14 protein-coding genes are annotated in these 15,079 nt (G+C 70.1%); 4 read left to right on the top strand and 10 right to left on the bottom strand.

All coding sequences use genetic code 11. The features are described 5' to 3' along the window. Positions 1–91: 91 nt before the first annotated feature. From ACFYWY_RS20740 to ACFYWY_RS20715, 6 genes are all read right to left on the bottom strand, one after another. A complete protein-coding gene (locus ACFYWY_RS20740; RefSeq protein ID WP_389188466.1) occupies positions 92–973 on the bottom strand; it encodes a carbon-nitrogen hydrolase family protein in 882 nt (293 codons plus the stop codon). 275 nt (positions 974–1,248) lie between these two features. Continuing rightward, the gene (locus tag ACFYWY_RS20735) at positions 1,249–1,704 is read right to left on the bottom strand and encodes an Lrp/AsnC family transcriptional regulator (protein WP_389188463.1); all 456 of its coding nucleotides are present in this window, start codon (positions 1,702–1,704) and stop codon (positions 1,249–1,251) included. Between the two features lie 10 nt (positions 1,705–1,714). Then, complete coding sequence (locus ACFYWY_RS20730) at positions 1,715–3,181, bottom strand: amino acid transporter (RefSeq protein WP_389188461.1); 1,467 nt, start codon at positions 3,179–3,181, stop codon at positions 1,715–1,717. 247 nt (positions 3,182–3,428) lie between these two features. Further along, the gene (locus tag ACFYWY_RS20725; protein ID WP_389188458.1) at positions 3,429–3,797 is read right to left on the bottom strand and encodes a DUF742 domain-containing protein; all 369 of its coding nucleotides are present in this window, start codon (positions 3,795–3,797) and stop codon (positions 3,429–3,431) included. Between the two features lie 3 nt (positions 3,798–3,800). Then, on the bottom strand, positions 3,801–4,238 hold the full coding sequence (locus ACFYWY_RS20720; RefSeq protein ID WP_389188455.1) for a roadblock/LC7 domain-containing protein: 438 nt from the start codon (positions 4,236–4,238) through the stop codon (positions 3,801–3,803). Further along, positions 4,231–6,816 (bottom strand): nitrate- and nitrite sensing domain-containing protein, encoded by a 2,586-nt coding sequence (locus ACFYWY_RS20715; protein ID WP_389188452.1) that lies wholly within the window; start codon positions 6,814–6,816, stop codon positions 4,231–4,233. Before ACFYWY_RS20715 ends, ACFYWY_RS20720 begins: the two co-directional genes overlap by 8 nt. Before the next feature lie 136 nt (positions 6,817–6,952). On the opposite strand from ACFYWY_RS20715, the gene ACFYWY_RS20710 reads away from it, so the two are divergent. Both ACFYWY_RS20710 and ACFYWY_RS20705 read left to right on the top strand, forming a co-directional pair. Next, entirely contained in the window at positions 6,953–7,984 is a 1,032-nt protein-coding gene (locus tag ACFYWY_RS20710) for a GDSL-type esterase/lipase family protein (protein ID WP_389188449.1), read from the top strand. A 47-nt stretch (positions 7,985–8,031) separates the two neighbouring features. Then, entirely contained in the window at positions 8,032–8,430 is a 399-nt protein-coding gene (locus tag ACFYWY_RS20705) for an ATP-binding protein (protein WP_389188446.1), read from the top strand. Between the two features lie 168 nt (positions 8,431–8,598). Here the strand turns inward: ACFYWY_RS20705 and ACFYWY_RS20700 are convergent, their stop codons facing one another. After that, on the bottom strand, positions 8,599–9,474 hold the full coding sequence (locus ACFYWY_RS20700; protein ID WP_389188443.1) for an RNA polymerase sigma factor SigF: 876 nt from the start codon (positions 9,472–9,474) through the stop codon (positions 8,599–8,601). Positions 9,475–9,612: 138 nt separating this feature from the next. Next, on the bottom strand, positions 9,613–11,055 hold the full coding sequence (locus tag ACFYWY_RS20695) for a GuaB1 family IMP dehydrogenase-related protein (protein WP_389188440.1): 1,443 nt from the start codon (positions 11,053–11,055) through the stop codon (positions 9,613–9,615). 146 nt (positions 11,056–11,201) lie between these two features. On the opposite strand from ACFYWY_RS20695, the gene ACFYWY_RS20690 reads away from it, so the two are divergent. Further along, on the top strand, positions 11,202–11,342 hold the full coding sequence (locus tag ACFYWY_RS20690; protein ID WP_389188437.1) for a hypothetical protein: 141 nt from the start codon (positions 11,202–11,204) through the stop codon (positions 11,340–11,342). Here ACFYWY_RS20690 and ACFYWY_RS20685 read toward each other — a convergent pair. Together ACFYWY_RS20685 and rpe are read right to left on the bottom strand one after the other, a co-directional pair. Continuing rightward, complete coding sequence (locus ACFYWY_RS20685; RefSeq protein WP_389188434.1) at positions 11,339–12,373, bottom strand: sugar-binding transcriptional regulator; 1,035 nt, start codon at positions 12,371–12,373, stop codon at positions 11,339–11,341. The genes ACFYWY_RS20690 and ACFYWY_RS20685 overlap by 4 nt on opposite strands. 75 nt (positions 12,374–12,448) lie before the next feature. Further along, positions 12,449–13,135 carry a ribulose-phosphate 3-epimerase gene (gene rpe, locus ACFYWY_RS20680; RefSeq protein WP_389188430.1) on the bottom strand — a complete coding sequence of 229 codons (687 nt, stop codon included), beginning with the start codon at positions 13,133–13,135 and terminating at the stop codon, positions 12,449–12,451. Positions 13,136–13,654: 519 nt separating this feature from the next. Between rpe and ACFYWY_RS20675 the strand changes: the two genes are divergently transcribed. After that, positions 13,655–14,881, top strand: coding sequence for a branched-chain amino acid ABC transporter substrate-binding protein (locus tag ACFYWY_RS20675; RefSeq protein WP_389188427.1), 1,227 nt, complete (start codon positions 13,655–13,657; stop codon positions 14,879–14,881). The last annotated feature ends 198 nt before the right edge of the window (positions 14,882–15,079 follow it).

Genomic DNA, 15,079 nt, shown 5'->3' with positions numbered 1-15,079 from the left:
CAGCTCAACCAACTCGGCTACCAAGTGACCCTCCAAACAGAAGGAGCTGCCTGACCGGCGGCTACAGACACGAGACCGGGGGATTTTCGAATCAGACGAGTGAGGCGTACAGGCCGGGGCGGCGGTCGCGCAGATACGGATTGGCTTCTCGCGAGGCGCTCAGGAACGCTGGGTCCACCTCGCCGACGACCAGTTCCTCGCCGCGTCCGGCGCGGGCGCGGGCCACGCCGTCCGGGCTCGCGAGGCAGCTGAGTCCGACGAACTCGAACTCGCCCTCCGGTCCCGTCCTGTTCACGTACGCGATGTACATCTGGCTCTCGAAGGCCCGCACAGGGATGAGGGACTCCGCGACGAACTGGAAGGGGTGCATCTGGGCGGTGGGCACCACCAGCAGATCGGTGCCGGCCAGCGCGTGCGCCCGGACGTTCTCCGGGAACTCCACGTCGTAGCAGATCAGCATGCCGATCCGGATCCCGCCGAGCTCCGCCTGGACGACCGGTTCCTCGCCCGGGGTGAACCACTTCTGCTCGAAGCAGCCGAAGAGATGCGTCTTTCGGTAGTTCGCGAGGCGCTCGCCGTCGGGGCCGATCAGCTGCGCCGAGTTGAAGATCCTCCCCCTGGGGGCACCTTCCAGCGGTAGCTGGGGGACTTCGGCCGGGGGGACCCCCGGCTCGCTCCGCTCGCCCTCGCGCTCGGGGTCGCCCTCGCGCTCCGGGTATCCGTAGACGACAGCGACGCCGTGTCGTGCGGCGATCTCAGCGACGGACCGCGCGCCGGCGCCGTCGGCCGGCTCGGCCAGCCGCGGCACGTCGTCGCCGATCGCGTACCCGGTGAGAAACATCTCGGGGCAGACCAGCAGCCCGGCGCCGGCGGCAGCGGCACGGCTCGCGGCCTCGTCCAGCGCCTTGAGATTCTCGGCGACCGAGCCCGGTCGGCCGGAGCTCTGGAGCAGGGCGGTGCGCAGCGGGGGCATGGCTGACCTCAGGCGGTGTGCAGGGGTGAGGAAGACATTTACGACGGTACGGTCAGGTCTCCACCCCGACAAGGCGGGAGCGTTGCGCGTCGACGGTCGATCCGTTGCGCAATCGGTGGCCGCGGCGGAGATTCATTGCGCGGGCGGGAATCCGTCCGCCGACGTAGGCGGATACGCCTGTGGTCGCACCCCGTTCGAGAGGGTCAGGGCGGGGACGGGCGACTTCCGGGTGCTGCCCTGGAACCCGAAGCTCTTACCCTCCCGGCTTCTGCGGCTCAGGCGGGCGCGCCCGAAGAGAAGCGCCGCAGCAGCGGGGAGAGCACCAGCACCGACTTGGTGCGCTCCACGAACGGCTCGCCCGCGATCCGCTCCAGCACGCGCTCGAAGTGGCGCATGTCGGAGGCGAAGACCTGGACGATCGCGTCCGCCTCACCGGTGACGGTGGAGGCGGACACGACCTCCGGGTAACGCTCCAGGCCGCGACGGATGTCGTTGGGCGAGGTGTTGTGACGACAGTAGATCTCGACGAAACCCTCGGTCTCCCAGCCGAGCGCTGCCGGGTCCACCCGTACGGTGAAGCCGGTGATGGCGCCTTCGGCGCGCAGCCGGTCGACCCGCCGTTTGACGGCGGGGGCGGAGAGGCCCACCTCGGAGCCGATGTCCGCGTAGGAGCGGCGGGCGTCCTCGGCGAGGGCGTGGACGATGCGTTCGTCGAGATCGTTCAGTCGCACTGCGGGTGGATCATTTCTCTGCTGTGGCCAGTCGGGAACGGCGCATGCCGTAAGCGAAGTAGAACACGATGCCTACGATCATCCAGCCTCCGAAGACCGCCCAGGTGGCGCCCGGAAGGCTGAACATCATGTAGAGGCAGAACAGCAGGCCCAGGATCGGGGTCACCGGGAACAGCGCCACGCGGAAGGTGCGCGACATGTCGGGCCGGGTGTAGCGCAGGATCACGACGGCCACATTGACCAGCGCGAACGCGAAGAGCGTGCCGATGCTGGTGGCATTGGCCAGCTCGCCGAGCGGGATGGTCGCGGCAAGCACACCGCAGAAGAGCGAGACGATCAGCGTGTTGGCGCGCGGGGTCCCGGTGCGGGGGTCGACCTTGGCGAAGGCCTTGGGGACAAGACCGTCGCGGGCCATGGCGAACAGGATGCGCGTCTGACCGTAGAGGACGGCGAAGACGACGCTGGCGATGGCGACGACCGCACCGGCGGCGAGGACGACGCCCCAGAAGCTGTGGCCGGTGACGTCCTTCATGATCTGCGCCAGGGCGGCCTCGGTGCCCTCGAAGTCCTGCCACGGCATGGCGCCGACGGCGACCAGGGCGACGAGGCAGTACAGGACGGTGACGATGAGCAGCGAGAGCATGATCGCGCGCGGCAGGTCACGCTTGGGGTTCGTGGCCTCCTCGCCGGCCGTGGAGGCGGCGTCGAAGCCGATGTACGAGAAGAACAGAGTGGCCGCGGCGGCGCTGATGCCGGTCACGCCGAGCGGGGCGAGCGGCGTGTAGTTGCCGGCCTTGATGCCCATGAAGCCGATCGCGCAGAAGATCACCAGGGTGACGATCTTGACGACCACCATGATCGTGTTGACCCGGGCGCTCTCCTTGGCGCCGCGCATCAGGAACACCATGGCGAGCAGGATGACGACCAGCGCCGGGAGGTTGATGAAACCGCCCTCGCCGAGCGGCGCGGACACCGACTCGGGGATGGTGATGCCGAGCGTGCCGTCGAGCAGCTCGTTGAGGTATTCACCCCAGCCGACGGCCACGGCCGCGACCGAGACGCCGTACTCCAGGATCAGACACCAGCCGCAGATCCAGGCGACGATCTCGCCCATGGTTGCGTACGAGTACGAGTACGAAGAGCCGGAGACCGGGATGGAGCCGGCCAGCTCGGCGTAGGAGAGCGCAGAGAACAGCGCGGTCAGACCGGCGATGACGAACGAGATCGCGACGGCCGGGCCGGCCAGCGGCGTGGCCTCGCCGAGCACCACGAAGATGCCGGTGCCGAGCGTGGCACCAATGCTGATCATGGTCAGTTGCCACATGGAGAGCGAGCGGCGAAGCGTGCCGCCCTCGCCCTGGCCGCCCTCGGCGACCAGGCGCTCGACGGGCTTGCGCCGCATCAGCCGGGCGCCGAGACCGGCGGTCTCGGCGTGCGATGGATCGGTCGTGGGTGGGGCTTCGCCGTGGTCCAGCACTACGGGGCTCCTTCATGGCTGCGGGTCGGCGACGGGTGATCGGCGGCGGTCCGCGGGGCATGACGGATGAGCCCGCGCATGAGGGAAGGGACCGCCGAGCGGGCGATCACCGCCACTCCTGGTACGGGGCTTGAGCCTACGAGTCCGCAGCTCACGCCCGTAATGCAGGCTTGTTGCGCATCAGCGGACGATCATTGCGCGATGACGGGCAACACGGGGAAACATTGCGCCGAAGTGAACGACAACGTCACAGCTCCCGAAGTCGCTCCACGATTTCGCGCAGCAGCTCGGGATCGTTCATGTCCTTGTGGGTGACCGGTTCGGAGACGCGGACGAGTCCGGCCTCGACCAGATCGACGAGCAGGACGCGTACGACGGTCAGCGGCAGGTCCGCGTCGGCGGCGATCTCCGCGACCGGGCGCGGCTCACGGCGTACCAGTTCGAGCAGCGAGCTGCGAGCATGGTCGAGCCGCGGCTCGGGGTCCGCCGGGTCGATGGCCGTGACCTGCGACATCAAGTCGATGGTGTGCTCGGAGGCGGGACGTGTCCGGCCGCGGGTGACGGTGTACGGCCGCACCAGGGGACCGGTCTCGTCCTCGTACCAGTGGTCGCTCACGGTCTAGGCGTCGGTGGCCTCGGCGGCCGAGCGGGTGGGGACGGCCATGTGCCGGCCCACTCGTCTGACCAGCAGCGCCATTTCATGGGCCAGCTGTCCGACGTCGGTCTCGATGTCGGAGAGCACCGCGAGCCTGCTGCCGTCGCCGGCCGGCGTGATGAAGAGGAAGGCGTTGTCGAGCATGACCATGGTCTGCCGTACCTTCCCGGCCTCGAAGCGGTCGCCCGCTTCCTTGGCGAGGCTGTGGAAGCCCGCGCAGACCGCGGAGAGATGCTCGATGTCCCTCCTGACCATGCCGCGGGACGCGCTGCTGACCAGGCCGTCGGCCGTCAGAAGCACCGCCTGGCGAACGTGGTCGGTCCTGGCCAGCAGATCGTCCAGCAGCCAGCCGAGGCCCGACTGATCTCCGGCGCTCTGGTCGCCGGTGTTTTCGTCAGACATCGTCGTCCGTCCCTTCGTCCGTCGTGCGGGGGCGCGGCGCGGCGCCCGGCGACGCGGGGCCGACGGTATCGCCCTTGCGTCCGCGGTCGAGGCCGCGCTGGAAGGCTCCGAAGATCGAGCGCATCTCTTCCGGGGAGACGTCGCGTTCGGGTCCATCGGCGGTGGTGGGGCGCGGCTCGCGGAGGGGAGCGGCGAGCGAGGCCTGGCGTACGCGGGTGGGCAGCGTGTGGACCGGCGGGGCGTCCTGGGCGGGAGACGCCGTGCGGGCGGGAGGCATGGCTTGGGCGGCAGACGCGTCCTCGGCGGGAGGCATGGTCGGGGCGGGAGCCGCGTCCTCTGCAGGCCCGGCCTGGGCGGCAGGCGCGTCCTCGGCGAAAGGCCCGGCCTGGGCGGAGGGTTCCACGCCGGCGGACGGCGGGCGTGACTCGGCCGGAGGTGCGCCGACGCCCCGGCCCGTGGATGCGCCCGAGCCTGCGCCGGAGAGCGGCTCCACTCCGGCGGACGGCCGGCCCGACTCGGCGGGCGCTGCGGCGGCGGGGTCCTCCGGAGCGCGGTCGTGCACCGGAGGGACGGACTCCAGCACCCGGCGCGCGGGCAGTGCCCGCACCGGCGCGGGCTTCTCCTCCGCTTCCGTACCGCCCGGCCGGTCGGCCGGCTCGACGGGGGCGAGGATCGTGTGCGGAAAAAGCACCACGGCCGTGGTGCCGCCGTACGGCGACCGGGTGAGGGTCACCCCGATGCCGTGCCGCTCGGCGAGCCGGCCGACGACATACAGGCCGAGGCGCTCGTCCTGCGCCGGGTCGAAGTCCCGCGGGTGCGTCAGCGTCCGGTGCGCCAGCGCCAGTTCGTCCGCGTCCATGCCGAGCCCGCGATCGTCGATCTCCAGCACGAAACCGTTGCGGGCATGTCCGGTCCGCATGGTGACCTGGGTGTGCGGCGGGGAGAACACGGCCGCGTTCTCGACCAGTTCTGCGACCAGGTGCACCACGTCGGCCACCGCCTCCGCGCTGATGCCCACCGCGGGCATCGGCGGCACCACGACCCGCGTGTAGTCCTCGATCTCGCCGACCGCAGCGGACACGATGTCGGCCACCGGCACCGGCTTGCGCCAACGGCGGCCTGGCGTGGCGCCGGAGAGGATGATGAGCCCCTCCGCGTGGCGGCGCATCCGGGTCGTCAGATGGTCGATCCGGAACAGGTCCTCCAGCGTGTCCGGATCGCTCGTACGCCGTTCCAGGGTGTCGACCAGCTTCGACTGGCGGTGGACCAGCGCCTGGTTGCGCCGGGCGATGTTGAGCAGGACGGCGAAGACGCCACGGCGCAGGGTCGCCTGTTTGACGGCTGCCTCGACGGCTGCCAGACGGGCGGTGTTGAGCGCCCGGCCGACCTGGCCGATCTCGTCGAGCCCTCTGGCCTCTTCGCCGAAGTCGAGCGGCGGGGCGGCCGCGGCCGCGTCGACCTCCTCGCCCGCGCCGAGCCGTTCCATCACTTCGGGCAGCTGACGGGTGGCCAGCACATCGGCGGCGTCGCGCAGTTCCTCCAGGCGGCGCGAGATGCGCCGGCCACTGGCCACCGAGAACCGGATCGACAGGCCCACCGCGATCAGCCCGAGCACACCGACGACCGCGGCCTTGATCATCTCGCGGTAGGCGAAGGCCCGGCCGCGGTCGGCGGTGTTGAGCGCCGCATCGGTGCACAGCAGCATGTACCGCTTGACCGCGCGGTCCGTCGTGGTCCGCCAGGAGTCGGCGGCCATGGCCTGGCCCGCACCGGAAGCGCCGGACCGCAGGAGGGCGTCCTCACCCGCCGTCAGCGCCCGGTACTCCTCGCCCCGCTCGAAGTCCGTGAACAGCTTCCGGGAGTCGGCCGGGAGGTCGGGGACGTACGTACGGTGGAAGACCCGCCGGTCCTCGATGGTGGCGGTCAGCGTGTCGTACTGGCTGTCGGTGAGAGTCCCCGCGGCGCGCGCCCCGGCGACCAGCGCGTCCTCCCGCGAGACGAACTCCCGTACGCGCACCAGCTCGACGACGACCTGCGCCTCGCGGGCCAGCTGACCGGCCTGCAGCGCGGTGAGCGTGGACTGTACGTCGAAGGTGGGCTCGACCATGGCCGTGTACGCGTCGACCGCGCCGTCCCAGGAGATCGTCCGGCCCAGCACCCTCTCGCGCAGGGGCTCGAGCCCGTCGACGGCGCCGTTCATCGCGCCGAGTGACTGCCGCTGCCGGGCGGAGAGATCCTCGCGCCGCTCCTGGTTCGCGATCGCGTCCCGCATGGCGCGCACGGCCCGGTCGGTCGAACGCTGCTGCTGGGTGAGTGCGGCGACGGCGGCCGGGCTGTCCTGGCGTCCCGCCCCCAGATACTCGGCGGAGATCCGGCGCTCGATCTGGATCTGGCCGACGGCGGTGTCGACCGGCGTGCCGAAACTCTCGTACACACCCTGCACGCGGATCAGGGCCCGCAGGTCTCCGGTCACCGAAACCATGGCGAAAGTCCACAGCACCATCAGAGCGATGACGGGTATGACCGTCAGAGTCACGATCCGGCCACGGATCGTGGGGCGGCGCAGTCGCCGTCGCATGGTCTCCCCAGAGCAATAGGACAACTGATCAGCGGTGGTTACCCTCCGGTAGGGGCAGTCAAGCTACGCGAAGTGGCATGGACAACGCAACGTTCCTGCAGGTAACCGAACAGCACCCCGACCCATGGAGGTTCGCGTGACCTGGCTCGATCCCAGCCCCTTTCTGCGCGGCGTTGCCTGGCTGGAAAACGGGCGGGCGGTGCGCGCCGACCCGTCGGATCTGGCCAGGCTGCCGTGGGACACCGGGGAGCGCGCGGCGCTGCCCATCGGCGTACGGCTGGAGTTCACGGCCGAGGGCGCGGAGGCGGTGGAGATCCGCTACCGAGCCTCCGTGCCCGGGCCGACCGACGCGCTGCGGGAGATCGCCCACTGCTTCGCCCTGTGGCAGGGCGGCAGCTGTGTCTCCGAGACGATCGCGGAACCCGCAGAGGAGGCCGTGGTCACCCTCCACCTCCCGGCCGGCGCCGAGGGGCCCTTCACCATCCATCCGCCCGAAGCCCGGTCTCCCGTGATCCTGGGGCTGCGACCTGTCGGCGGGTCCGTCGCGCCCGCCCCGCGGCAACCGCGCTGGCTCGTCCACGGCGACTCCATCACCGAGGGCTGGTGGTCCACCCGACCGGCCCACTCCTGGCCCGCCGTCGCCGGGCGAATCCTCGGCCTGGACACGGTCAACCTCGGCTACGCCGGAGCCGGCCGCGGCGAACTGGCCACCGCGGAACAGCTCGCGGCGCTCCCGGGCGACGCGATCACGCTCGCCTTCGGCACCAACTGCTGGACCGGGAATCCCTGTTCGGCGCCGCTGCTGTACGAGACGACGCGCGCGTTCATCGCGCTCGTACGCCAGGGGCACCCGCACACCCCCTTGCTGGTGGTCTCGCCCCTGCTGCGCCCCGGAGCCGAGCAGACCCCGAACCGCCTCGGCGCCACGCTCGCCGAGCTGCGTACGGCGATGGAGGAGGCCGTCGGAGACCTGATGCGCGGCCGCTCAGACCCCGGCTCCGGCTCCGGCGACAAGCGGCTCGCGCTTCTGCCGGGACGCGATCTGATCGGACCCGGTCACCTGGCCGACGGCGTGCACCCCAACGACGAGGGCCATGCCGCACTGGCGGCCGCCGTCGCCGAGGCGCTGCGTACGACACTCTCGTCATCCCGGTCCGGAGACACATAATGTGCGCGGGCTGATAGAAGAGCGACAAGCGGGGTAGGCGAGCCCTGATGAACGCACAGCCGCACGTGGTGATAGACCAGTCGCCGCACAGAGACAGCGCGGGGGCCCGCCGGGCCGCCGCAGAATTCCTGTTGCAGCACTGCCCGTGGGCCGACCTCGACGCGGTGCTGCTGGTCGTCTCCGAGCTGGTCTCCAACGCGGCCCGGCACACCGCGGGCTGGTGGCAGCTGCATCTGACGGCAGGGCAGGACACCCTGGTGGTGGAGATGGACGACTCCAGCCCGCTGCCTCCCGTGCCGCGCGAGCCCGACTTCACCGGCGGCGGCGGATTCGGCTGGCACATGGTGCTGAAGCTCGCGGGACGGGTGGAGGTCTGCCCACTGCCGTACGGCAAGCGGGTCCAGGCGACCTGGATGCGGCCCGCGGCAGCGCCGTCCCCCTGCTGACTCCGGACACACCCCCGACAAGCCCTGCCGGCCCCGGACATACGCCCGGAGACACACGCAGACATACGCCCGGTGACATACGCCCGACAGACCCACAAGCGGCGTCCCGGCAGCCGACCGGGACGCCGCTTCTCCCGTGGGGGGTTCGGAGGGTACTGCGGCGTCAGTTCACTCCACGGCGAGCAGTCCGGCACGCAGCCGCGAAGTGATGCGCGTCAGCAGCCGGGACACATGCATCTGTGAGACGCCCAGCTCCGCGCCGATCTCCGACTGGGTCATCTCCTCGCCGAAGCGCATCTGCAGGATCTGCTTGTCCCGCTCGTCGAGCTCCTCGATGAGCGGCTTGAGCGCCTGGACGTTCTCCGCGGTCTCCAGATCGGCGTCGGGCGCGCCCAGCCGGTCGGACAGCGGCACCGCAACGTGGTCGGACGAGTCGTCCATCGGCATGTCGATCGACCCTGCCGTATAGCCGTTGCTGGCGACCACGCCCTCGATGATCTCGTCTTCTTCGAGCCCGAGGTACTCGGCGAGTTCGGCCGTGGTCGGCGCGCGGTCCAGTCGCTGGGAGAGCTCGTCGGTCGCCTTCGCCAGATCGATCCGCAGTTCCTGCAGCCTGCGCGGCACATGCACGGCCCAGCTGGTGTCGCGGAAGAACCGCTTGATCTCACCGATGATGTACGGCACTGCGAACGTCGCGAACTCCACCTCGCGGCTCAGCTCGAACCGGTCGATCGCCTTGATCAGGCCGATAGTGCCGACCTGGACGATGTCCTCCATCTGCTCGGCCCGGTTGCGGAACCGGCCCGCCGCGTACCTGACCAGCGCCAGGTTCAGTTCAATCAGCGTGTTGCGTACGTACTGGTGCTGATGCGTTCCCTCTTCCAGCGCAGCCAGCCGCACGAAGAAGACCTTGGAGATCTCTCGTGCATCGCTGGGCGCCACCTCCCCAGGATTGGGCACGTCCGGAAGATCCAGATCCGCCATCTTCGGCCGCCGTGTTCCAGGCTGTGTGAGTTCGGTCGTAACCGTGCTCGCCGTGGACACTTCGTCCTCCCCTGCTCGTGGACAATGCAGGGCGCGTATACCCCGGCTGACGCCACACATGCCTGTCGTGTTGGGGAGTTGACGGAAACACCACGTCCGGCCGCCGCGGGAGTGCGGGGCCGGCCGTGGTGGCTCGTACTAGTTCCAGCTGGCGTGCAGCGGCTTGCCCTCGGCGTAACCGGCGGCGCTCTGGATGCCGACGATCGCCTTCTCGGCGAACTCCTCGAGGGACCCCGCGCCCGCGTAGGTGCAGGAGGAGCGGACGCCCGCGATGATCGAGTCGATGAGGTCCTCGACGCCCGGGCGGCCCGGGTCGAGGAACATGCGCGAGGTGGAGATGCCCTCCTCGAACAGCGCCTTGCGGGCGCGGTCGTACGCCGACTCCTCGCTCGTACGGTTACGAACGGCGCGTGCGGACGCCATGCCGAAGGACTCCTTGTACAGGCGTCCGTCGGCGGCCTGCTGCAGGTCGCCCGGGGACTCGTAGGTCCCGGCGAACCAGGAGCCGATCATGACGTTGGAGGCGCCGGCGGCGAGCGCCATGGCGACGTCGCGCGGGTGGCGGATACCGCCGTCGGCCCAGACGTGCTTGCCGTACTTCTTCGCCTCGGCGGCGCACTCCAGCACGGCGGAGAACTGCGGCCGGCCCACGCCGGTCATCATGCGGGTGGTGCACATGGCGCCGGGGCCCACACCGACCTTGATGATGTCCGCGCCGGCCTCGACGAGATCGCGCACGCCCTCGGCGGCCACGATGTTGCCCGCGACGATCGGCACGTGCGGGTCGAGTCCGCGGACCGCCTTGATCGCGCTGATCATCGACTCCTGGTGACCGTGCGCGGTGTCGACTACGAGGGTGTCGACGCCCGCGTCGAGGAGCTGCTTGGCCTTGCCCGCCACCTTGCCGTTGATGCCGACGGCGGCGGCGATGCGCAGCCTGCCTTCGGAGTCGACGGCGGGGCTGTAGAGGGTCGCGCGCAGGGCGCCCTTGCGGGTGAGGATGCCGGCGAGCCTGCCGTCCTTGTCCACGGCAGGGGCGTACCGGCGGTTCGCGTGGTCGAGCTTGTTGAATGCGTCGCGCGGGTCGATGTCCGCGTCGAGCAGCAGCAGGTCCCTGGACATGACCTCGGACAGCTGGGTGAAGCGGTCGACCCCGGACAGGTCGGCGTCGGTGACGACACCGACGGGCCGGTGGTCCGCGTCGACGACGACACCGGCGTCGTGCGCCCGCTTGGGCAGCAGGGACAGCGCGTCGGCGACGGTCTGACCGGGGGCGAGCACGATCGGGGTGTCCAGGACGAGGTGGCGCGTCTTGACCCAGGAGATGACGTCGGTGACGACGTCGATCGGGATGTCCTGGGGGATGACGACGAGGCCACCGCGGCGGGCGAGCGTCTCGGCCATCCGGCGCCCAGCGATGGCGGTCATGTTCGCGACGACCAGCGGGATGGTGGTGCCGGAGCCGTCGGGCGCGGAGAGGTCCACGCCCTGACGGGAGCCGACGGCCGAGCGGCTCGGCACCATGAATACGTCGTCATACGTGAGGTCGTACGGCGGCTTCAGGTCATTGAGGAAACGCACGTGCTGAACATCCCAGTCGATCGGAGTTGGCCCCCGGTCATTGCAGCCGGGGAAATCGCACGTACTTCATTGTCCCATGGCGACAAGAATGTGATGCCCGGGAGAAAGCTCCAGCTCACAGGAGTGCCGTCGAGCAGATCCTCCAAATGATCCGCCCCTGGGCCCTCACCTACGACGTCTGCGCACTGGCGGGCCCGAGCGTGCTCGGCGCCCGCGACCGGCTCGGTCGTCCGGGGCTGTCTGGCCGTCCGGGGCTGGTCGTCCGGGACTGTCCGGTCCGGGTCTAGTCGTCCGGGTCTGCCCGGTCCAGCGCCGGTCGTGGTCCCGGCTGGGCCATCAGCAGCTGGTCCGCCGCCGCCGTGTCCGTCACCAGGCTGGTCACAAGCCCGGAGCGCAGTACGGCCCCGATAGCCTCCGCCTTGCGCAGGCCGCCCGCGATCGCCACCACCTCAGGGATACGGCGCAGCCGGTCCGCCTCGACCGTGATGCACCGCTCGCCCAGGTCGCGGCCGACCCGCCGGCCCTCGGCGTCGAAGAGGTGCGCGGACATCTCGGCGGCGACGCCGAGCGAGGCGTAGTGCCCGCGCTCCTCGTCGGTGAGCATGTCGTGCACGGTCGAGATGCCCGGCTCCCAGGAGCCGATGGAGACGGCCGCGACGGTGACCTTGTCGAAGTACTCGAAGGCGCGGGCGATGCCGGTCTGGCTGCGCAGCGCCGCGGCGGTGGCCGGGTCGGGCAGCAGCATCGGAGCGTAGATGGGATGCGCCTCGCCGCCGGAGACCTGTGCGGCGCGCCGCACCGCCTCGACCGAGCCGCGCTCGGCGGTCCCCGCGTCGTACACGCCGGTGAGCTGCACGACCGTGCACGGGGGCAGCCGGTCGAGCGCGGCGGCCATGTGGATGGTGGACCGGCCCCAGGCCAGGCCCAGCACATCGCCCTCGTTCACAAGCTCGCCGAGCAGATCGGCGGCCACTTCGCCGAGGTTCTCCGGGTCGGGCGACTCCTCGGCGCCCTCCGCGGGGGATTCGACGACGACCGCGTGCCGCAGTCCGTAGCGTGCGCGGAGCGCGTCGGAGCGCTCGGCGTCCAGTTCCGCGGGCACGCGGATCTCGATCCGTACGAGATCGCGCTCGAGCGCCGTCTCCAGGACCCGCGCGACCTTGAAGCGGCTGACGCCGAACTCCTCCGCGATCTGGATCTTGGATTTGCCCTCGAGGTAGAAGCGGCGGGCCATGGCCGCCGCCTGCACCAGCTCCGCGGGTCCCATCCGCATGGCTGACCGGCCCGTCGACACCGCGATCTCCTCACTGCTGTACACACTCCGGATCCGTCATCCTGTCAGATCCGACGGTTGTTGATCAGCCCTGATGGGCTGAGTTCACTTGCTTGTGGCTCAGTGGTCGCACGCCCAGGCCGCCGAGGCCAGGGTCTGCTGGGCCTTCGTACGCAGCGCACGCACCGCCTGTGCCGGGTCCTGGGCGCCGTAGACCGCCGAACCGGCGACGAACACATCCGCGCCGGCCTCGGCGCACCGCTCGATCGTCGAGTCCGAAACGCCGCCGTCGACCTGCAGCCACAGCTCGAGGCCGTGCTTGGCGATGAGCTCCCGGGTACGGCGGATCTTCGGCAGCATGATGTCGAGGAAGGCCTGGCCGCCGAAGCCCGGCTCCACGGTCATGATCAGCAGCATGTCGAGCTCGGGGAGCAGGTCCTCGTACGGCTCGATCGGGGTGGCGGGCTTGAGCGCCATCGAGGCACGGGCGCCCTTGGACCGGATCTCGCGCGCCAGCCGTACGGGCGCGGCCGCGGCCTCGACATGGAAGGTGACGGATCCGGCCCCCGCTTCGACGTACTGCGGGGCCCAGCGATCGGGGTCGTTGATCATCAAATGGCAGTCCAGCGGGATGTCCGTCGCGCGGCTGAGGGATTCCACCACCGGCACGCCCAGGGTGAGGTTGGGCACGAAGTGGTTGTCCATCACGTCGACATGGAGCCAGTCGGCACCCTCGACCGCCCTGGCCTCCTCCCCCAGGCGGGAGAAGTCGGCGGAGAGGATGCTTGGATTGATCTGAACGGCCATGGGCCAAGCCTGCCACGTTCCGGGGCTCTTCCCCTCCCCGGTATGTCTCTCGGTACGGACCAAAGGCTCCCGGGATCTGTACAGTCCGCGCAATCCTGGCGATTCTCCCCGTGGCGAGGGGCTGTTGGGGGCGTCATCCCGACAGGCCTGCCCGCGAGGACGGTCCGCTGCTGCGGGGCGAGCGGACGGAGCGGGCGCCTGCGGCGGGCGGCACGGTGGGCGTCCCCCGGCCGACGGCTGAGCTGCCGCGCTTCTGCTGAAGCCCCGCCCCGGCAGCCCGCCGCTCTGCCCGGCGTCCACTGACACGTGACACGCTCCACCGCCGCACGGTGACCGCTGAACCGGCCTCACGAAAGGAAGTCCTCCGCCTGAGCAGCGGCATAACAAGAGAATCACATCGGTTCGTCCCCTCTGCTCGTTTCGGCAGACGCCATCTAGAGTCACGCCAGCCGCCGCGACAGAGACCGATCTTCGATCCTGACCACGCTGGTCGGCGCCTCGTAAGGGAAAGGACCGATCGTGCGCAATCGTTCTCTCATAGCTGTCACCGCCGCGCTCGCCGCCGGAGCGCTCTCGCTCACGGCGTGCGGCTCGCGTGACACAGGCAAGGCCAACGACGCCTCCGGCGACGGCTCCACCGTCGTCACCATCGGTTTCGACGCGCCGTTGACCGGGGAGCTCTCCGCACTCGGCCTCGGTATGAAGAACTCGGTCGACCTCGCCGTCAAGCAGGCCAACAAGAACAAGGAGGTGCCGGGCGTCACCTTCAAGATCGAGGCTCTCGACGACCAGGCACAGCCTTCCTCCGGCCAGCAGAACGCCACCAAGCTCGTCGCCGACAAGAGCGTCCTCGGAGTCGTCGGCCCGCTGAACTCCTCCGTGGCCCAGTCCATGCAGAAGGTCTTCGACGCCGCCCAGGTCGCCGAGGTCTCGGTCAACACCAACCCCGCCCTCACCCAAGGCGACAAGTGGGACACCGGCGAGAAGGCCCGGCCGTTCAAGACGTACTTCCGGACCGCGACCACGGACGCCATCCAGGGCCCGTTCGCCGCCGAGTACCTGTACAACACGGCCAAGAAGAAGAAGGTCTTCGTCGTCGACGACAAGAAGACCTACGGCGCAGGACTGGCCGCGACCTTCTCCGCCCACTTCAAGAAGCTCGGCGGCGCGGTCGTCGGCACCGATCACGTCAACCCGGAGGCCAAGGACTTCGGCTCCGTGGCCACCAAGATCAAGAGCTCGGGGGCGGACGTCGTCTACTACGGCGGTGAGTACCCGGTAGCCGGCCCGCTCAGCGCACAGGTCAAGAAGTCGGGCGCCGCGATCCCGCTCATCGGCGGCGACGCGATCTACAGCGACGAGTACCTCAAGCTCACCGGCGCCCGCGGCGACGGCGACATGGCCACGTCCGTCGGCGCGCCCGTCGAGGACCTGCCCTCCGCCAAGACGTTCATCGAGGACTACAAGGCGGCCGGGTACAAGGAGGCGTACGGAGCCTACGGCGGCTTCTCCTACGACTCTGCCTGGGCGATCATCCAGGCGGTGAAGGCCGTGGCCAAGGACGGCAAGCTGCCCTCCGACGCCCGCGCCAAGGTCACCGAAGCCCTGCAGACGGTCTCCTTCGACGGAGTCATGGGCAAGGTCTCCTTCGACGAATACGGCGATGCCACCAACAAGCAGCTCACCGTCTACAAGGTCACGGGCGGTGCCTGGAAGGCGGAGACCACCGGCACGTTCGGAGGCTGACCGAGCGCGCGGTCGCAATCATCCCGGCGCTGTCCGGCTGCGACGCGCCCGTTCCGGACTGCGCCGGCCATTGACCATCCACGGCAGCGGCGGTACGAGGCCGGGCTGCTCCCTTCTGTCTCTACGGAGGGAGCAGCCCGGCCTCACCGCTGCTCCGCCGTTCCCGGCGCCTCCCCACGCCCGAAACCGGTAGGTCGC

The sequence above is a fragment of the Streptomyces sp. NPDC002870 genome, assembly GCF_042888505.1.
Taxonomy (GTDB): Bacteria; Actinomycetota; Actinomycetes; order Streptomycetales; family Streptomycetaceae; genus Streptomyces.
This window is presented reverse-complemented; position numbering and strand designations above follow the sequence as displayed.

What these genes read in the sequence shown, in the direction of transcription:
- ACFYWY_RS20690 (WP_389188437.1), top strand. Translation starts at nt 11,202, where the DNA reads ATGATCCGCCCCTGGGCCCTCACCTACGACGTCTGCGCACTGGCGGGC.
- ACFYWY_RS20720 (WP_389188455.1), bottom strand. Translation starts at nt 4,238, where the DNA reads ATGTCTGACGAAAACACCGGCGACCAGAGCGCCGGAGATCAGTCGGGC.
- ACFYWY_RS20740 (WP_389188466.1), bottom strand. Translation starts at nt 973, where the DNA reads ATGCCCCCGCTGCGCACCGCCCTGCTCCAGAGCTCCGGCCGACCGGGC.
- ACFYWY_RS20705 (WP_389188446.1), top strand. Translation starts at nt 8,032, where the DNA reads ATGAACGCACAGCCGCACGTGGTGATAGACCAGTCGCCGCACAGAGAC.
- rpe (WP_389188430.1), bottom strand. Translation starts at nt 13,135, where the DNA reads ATGGCCGTTCAGATCAATCCAAGCATCCTCTCCGCCGACTTCTCCCGC.
- ACFYWY_RS20715 (WP_389188452.1), bottom strand. Translation starts at nt 6,816, where the DNA reads ATGCGACGGCGACTGCGCCGCCCCACGATCCGTGGCCGGATCGTGACT.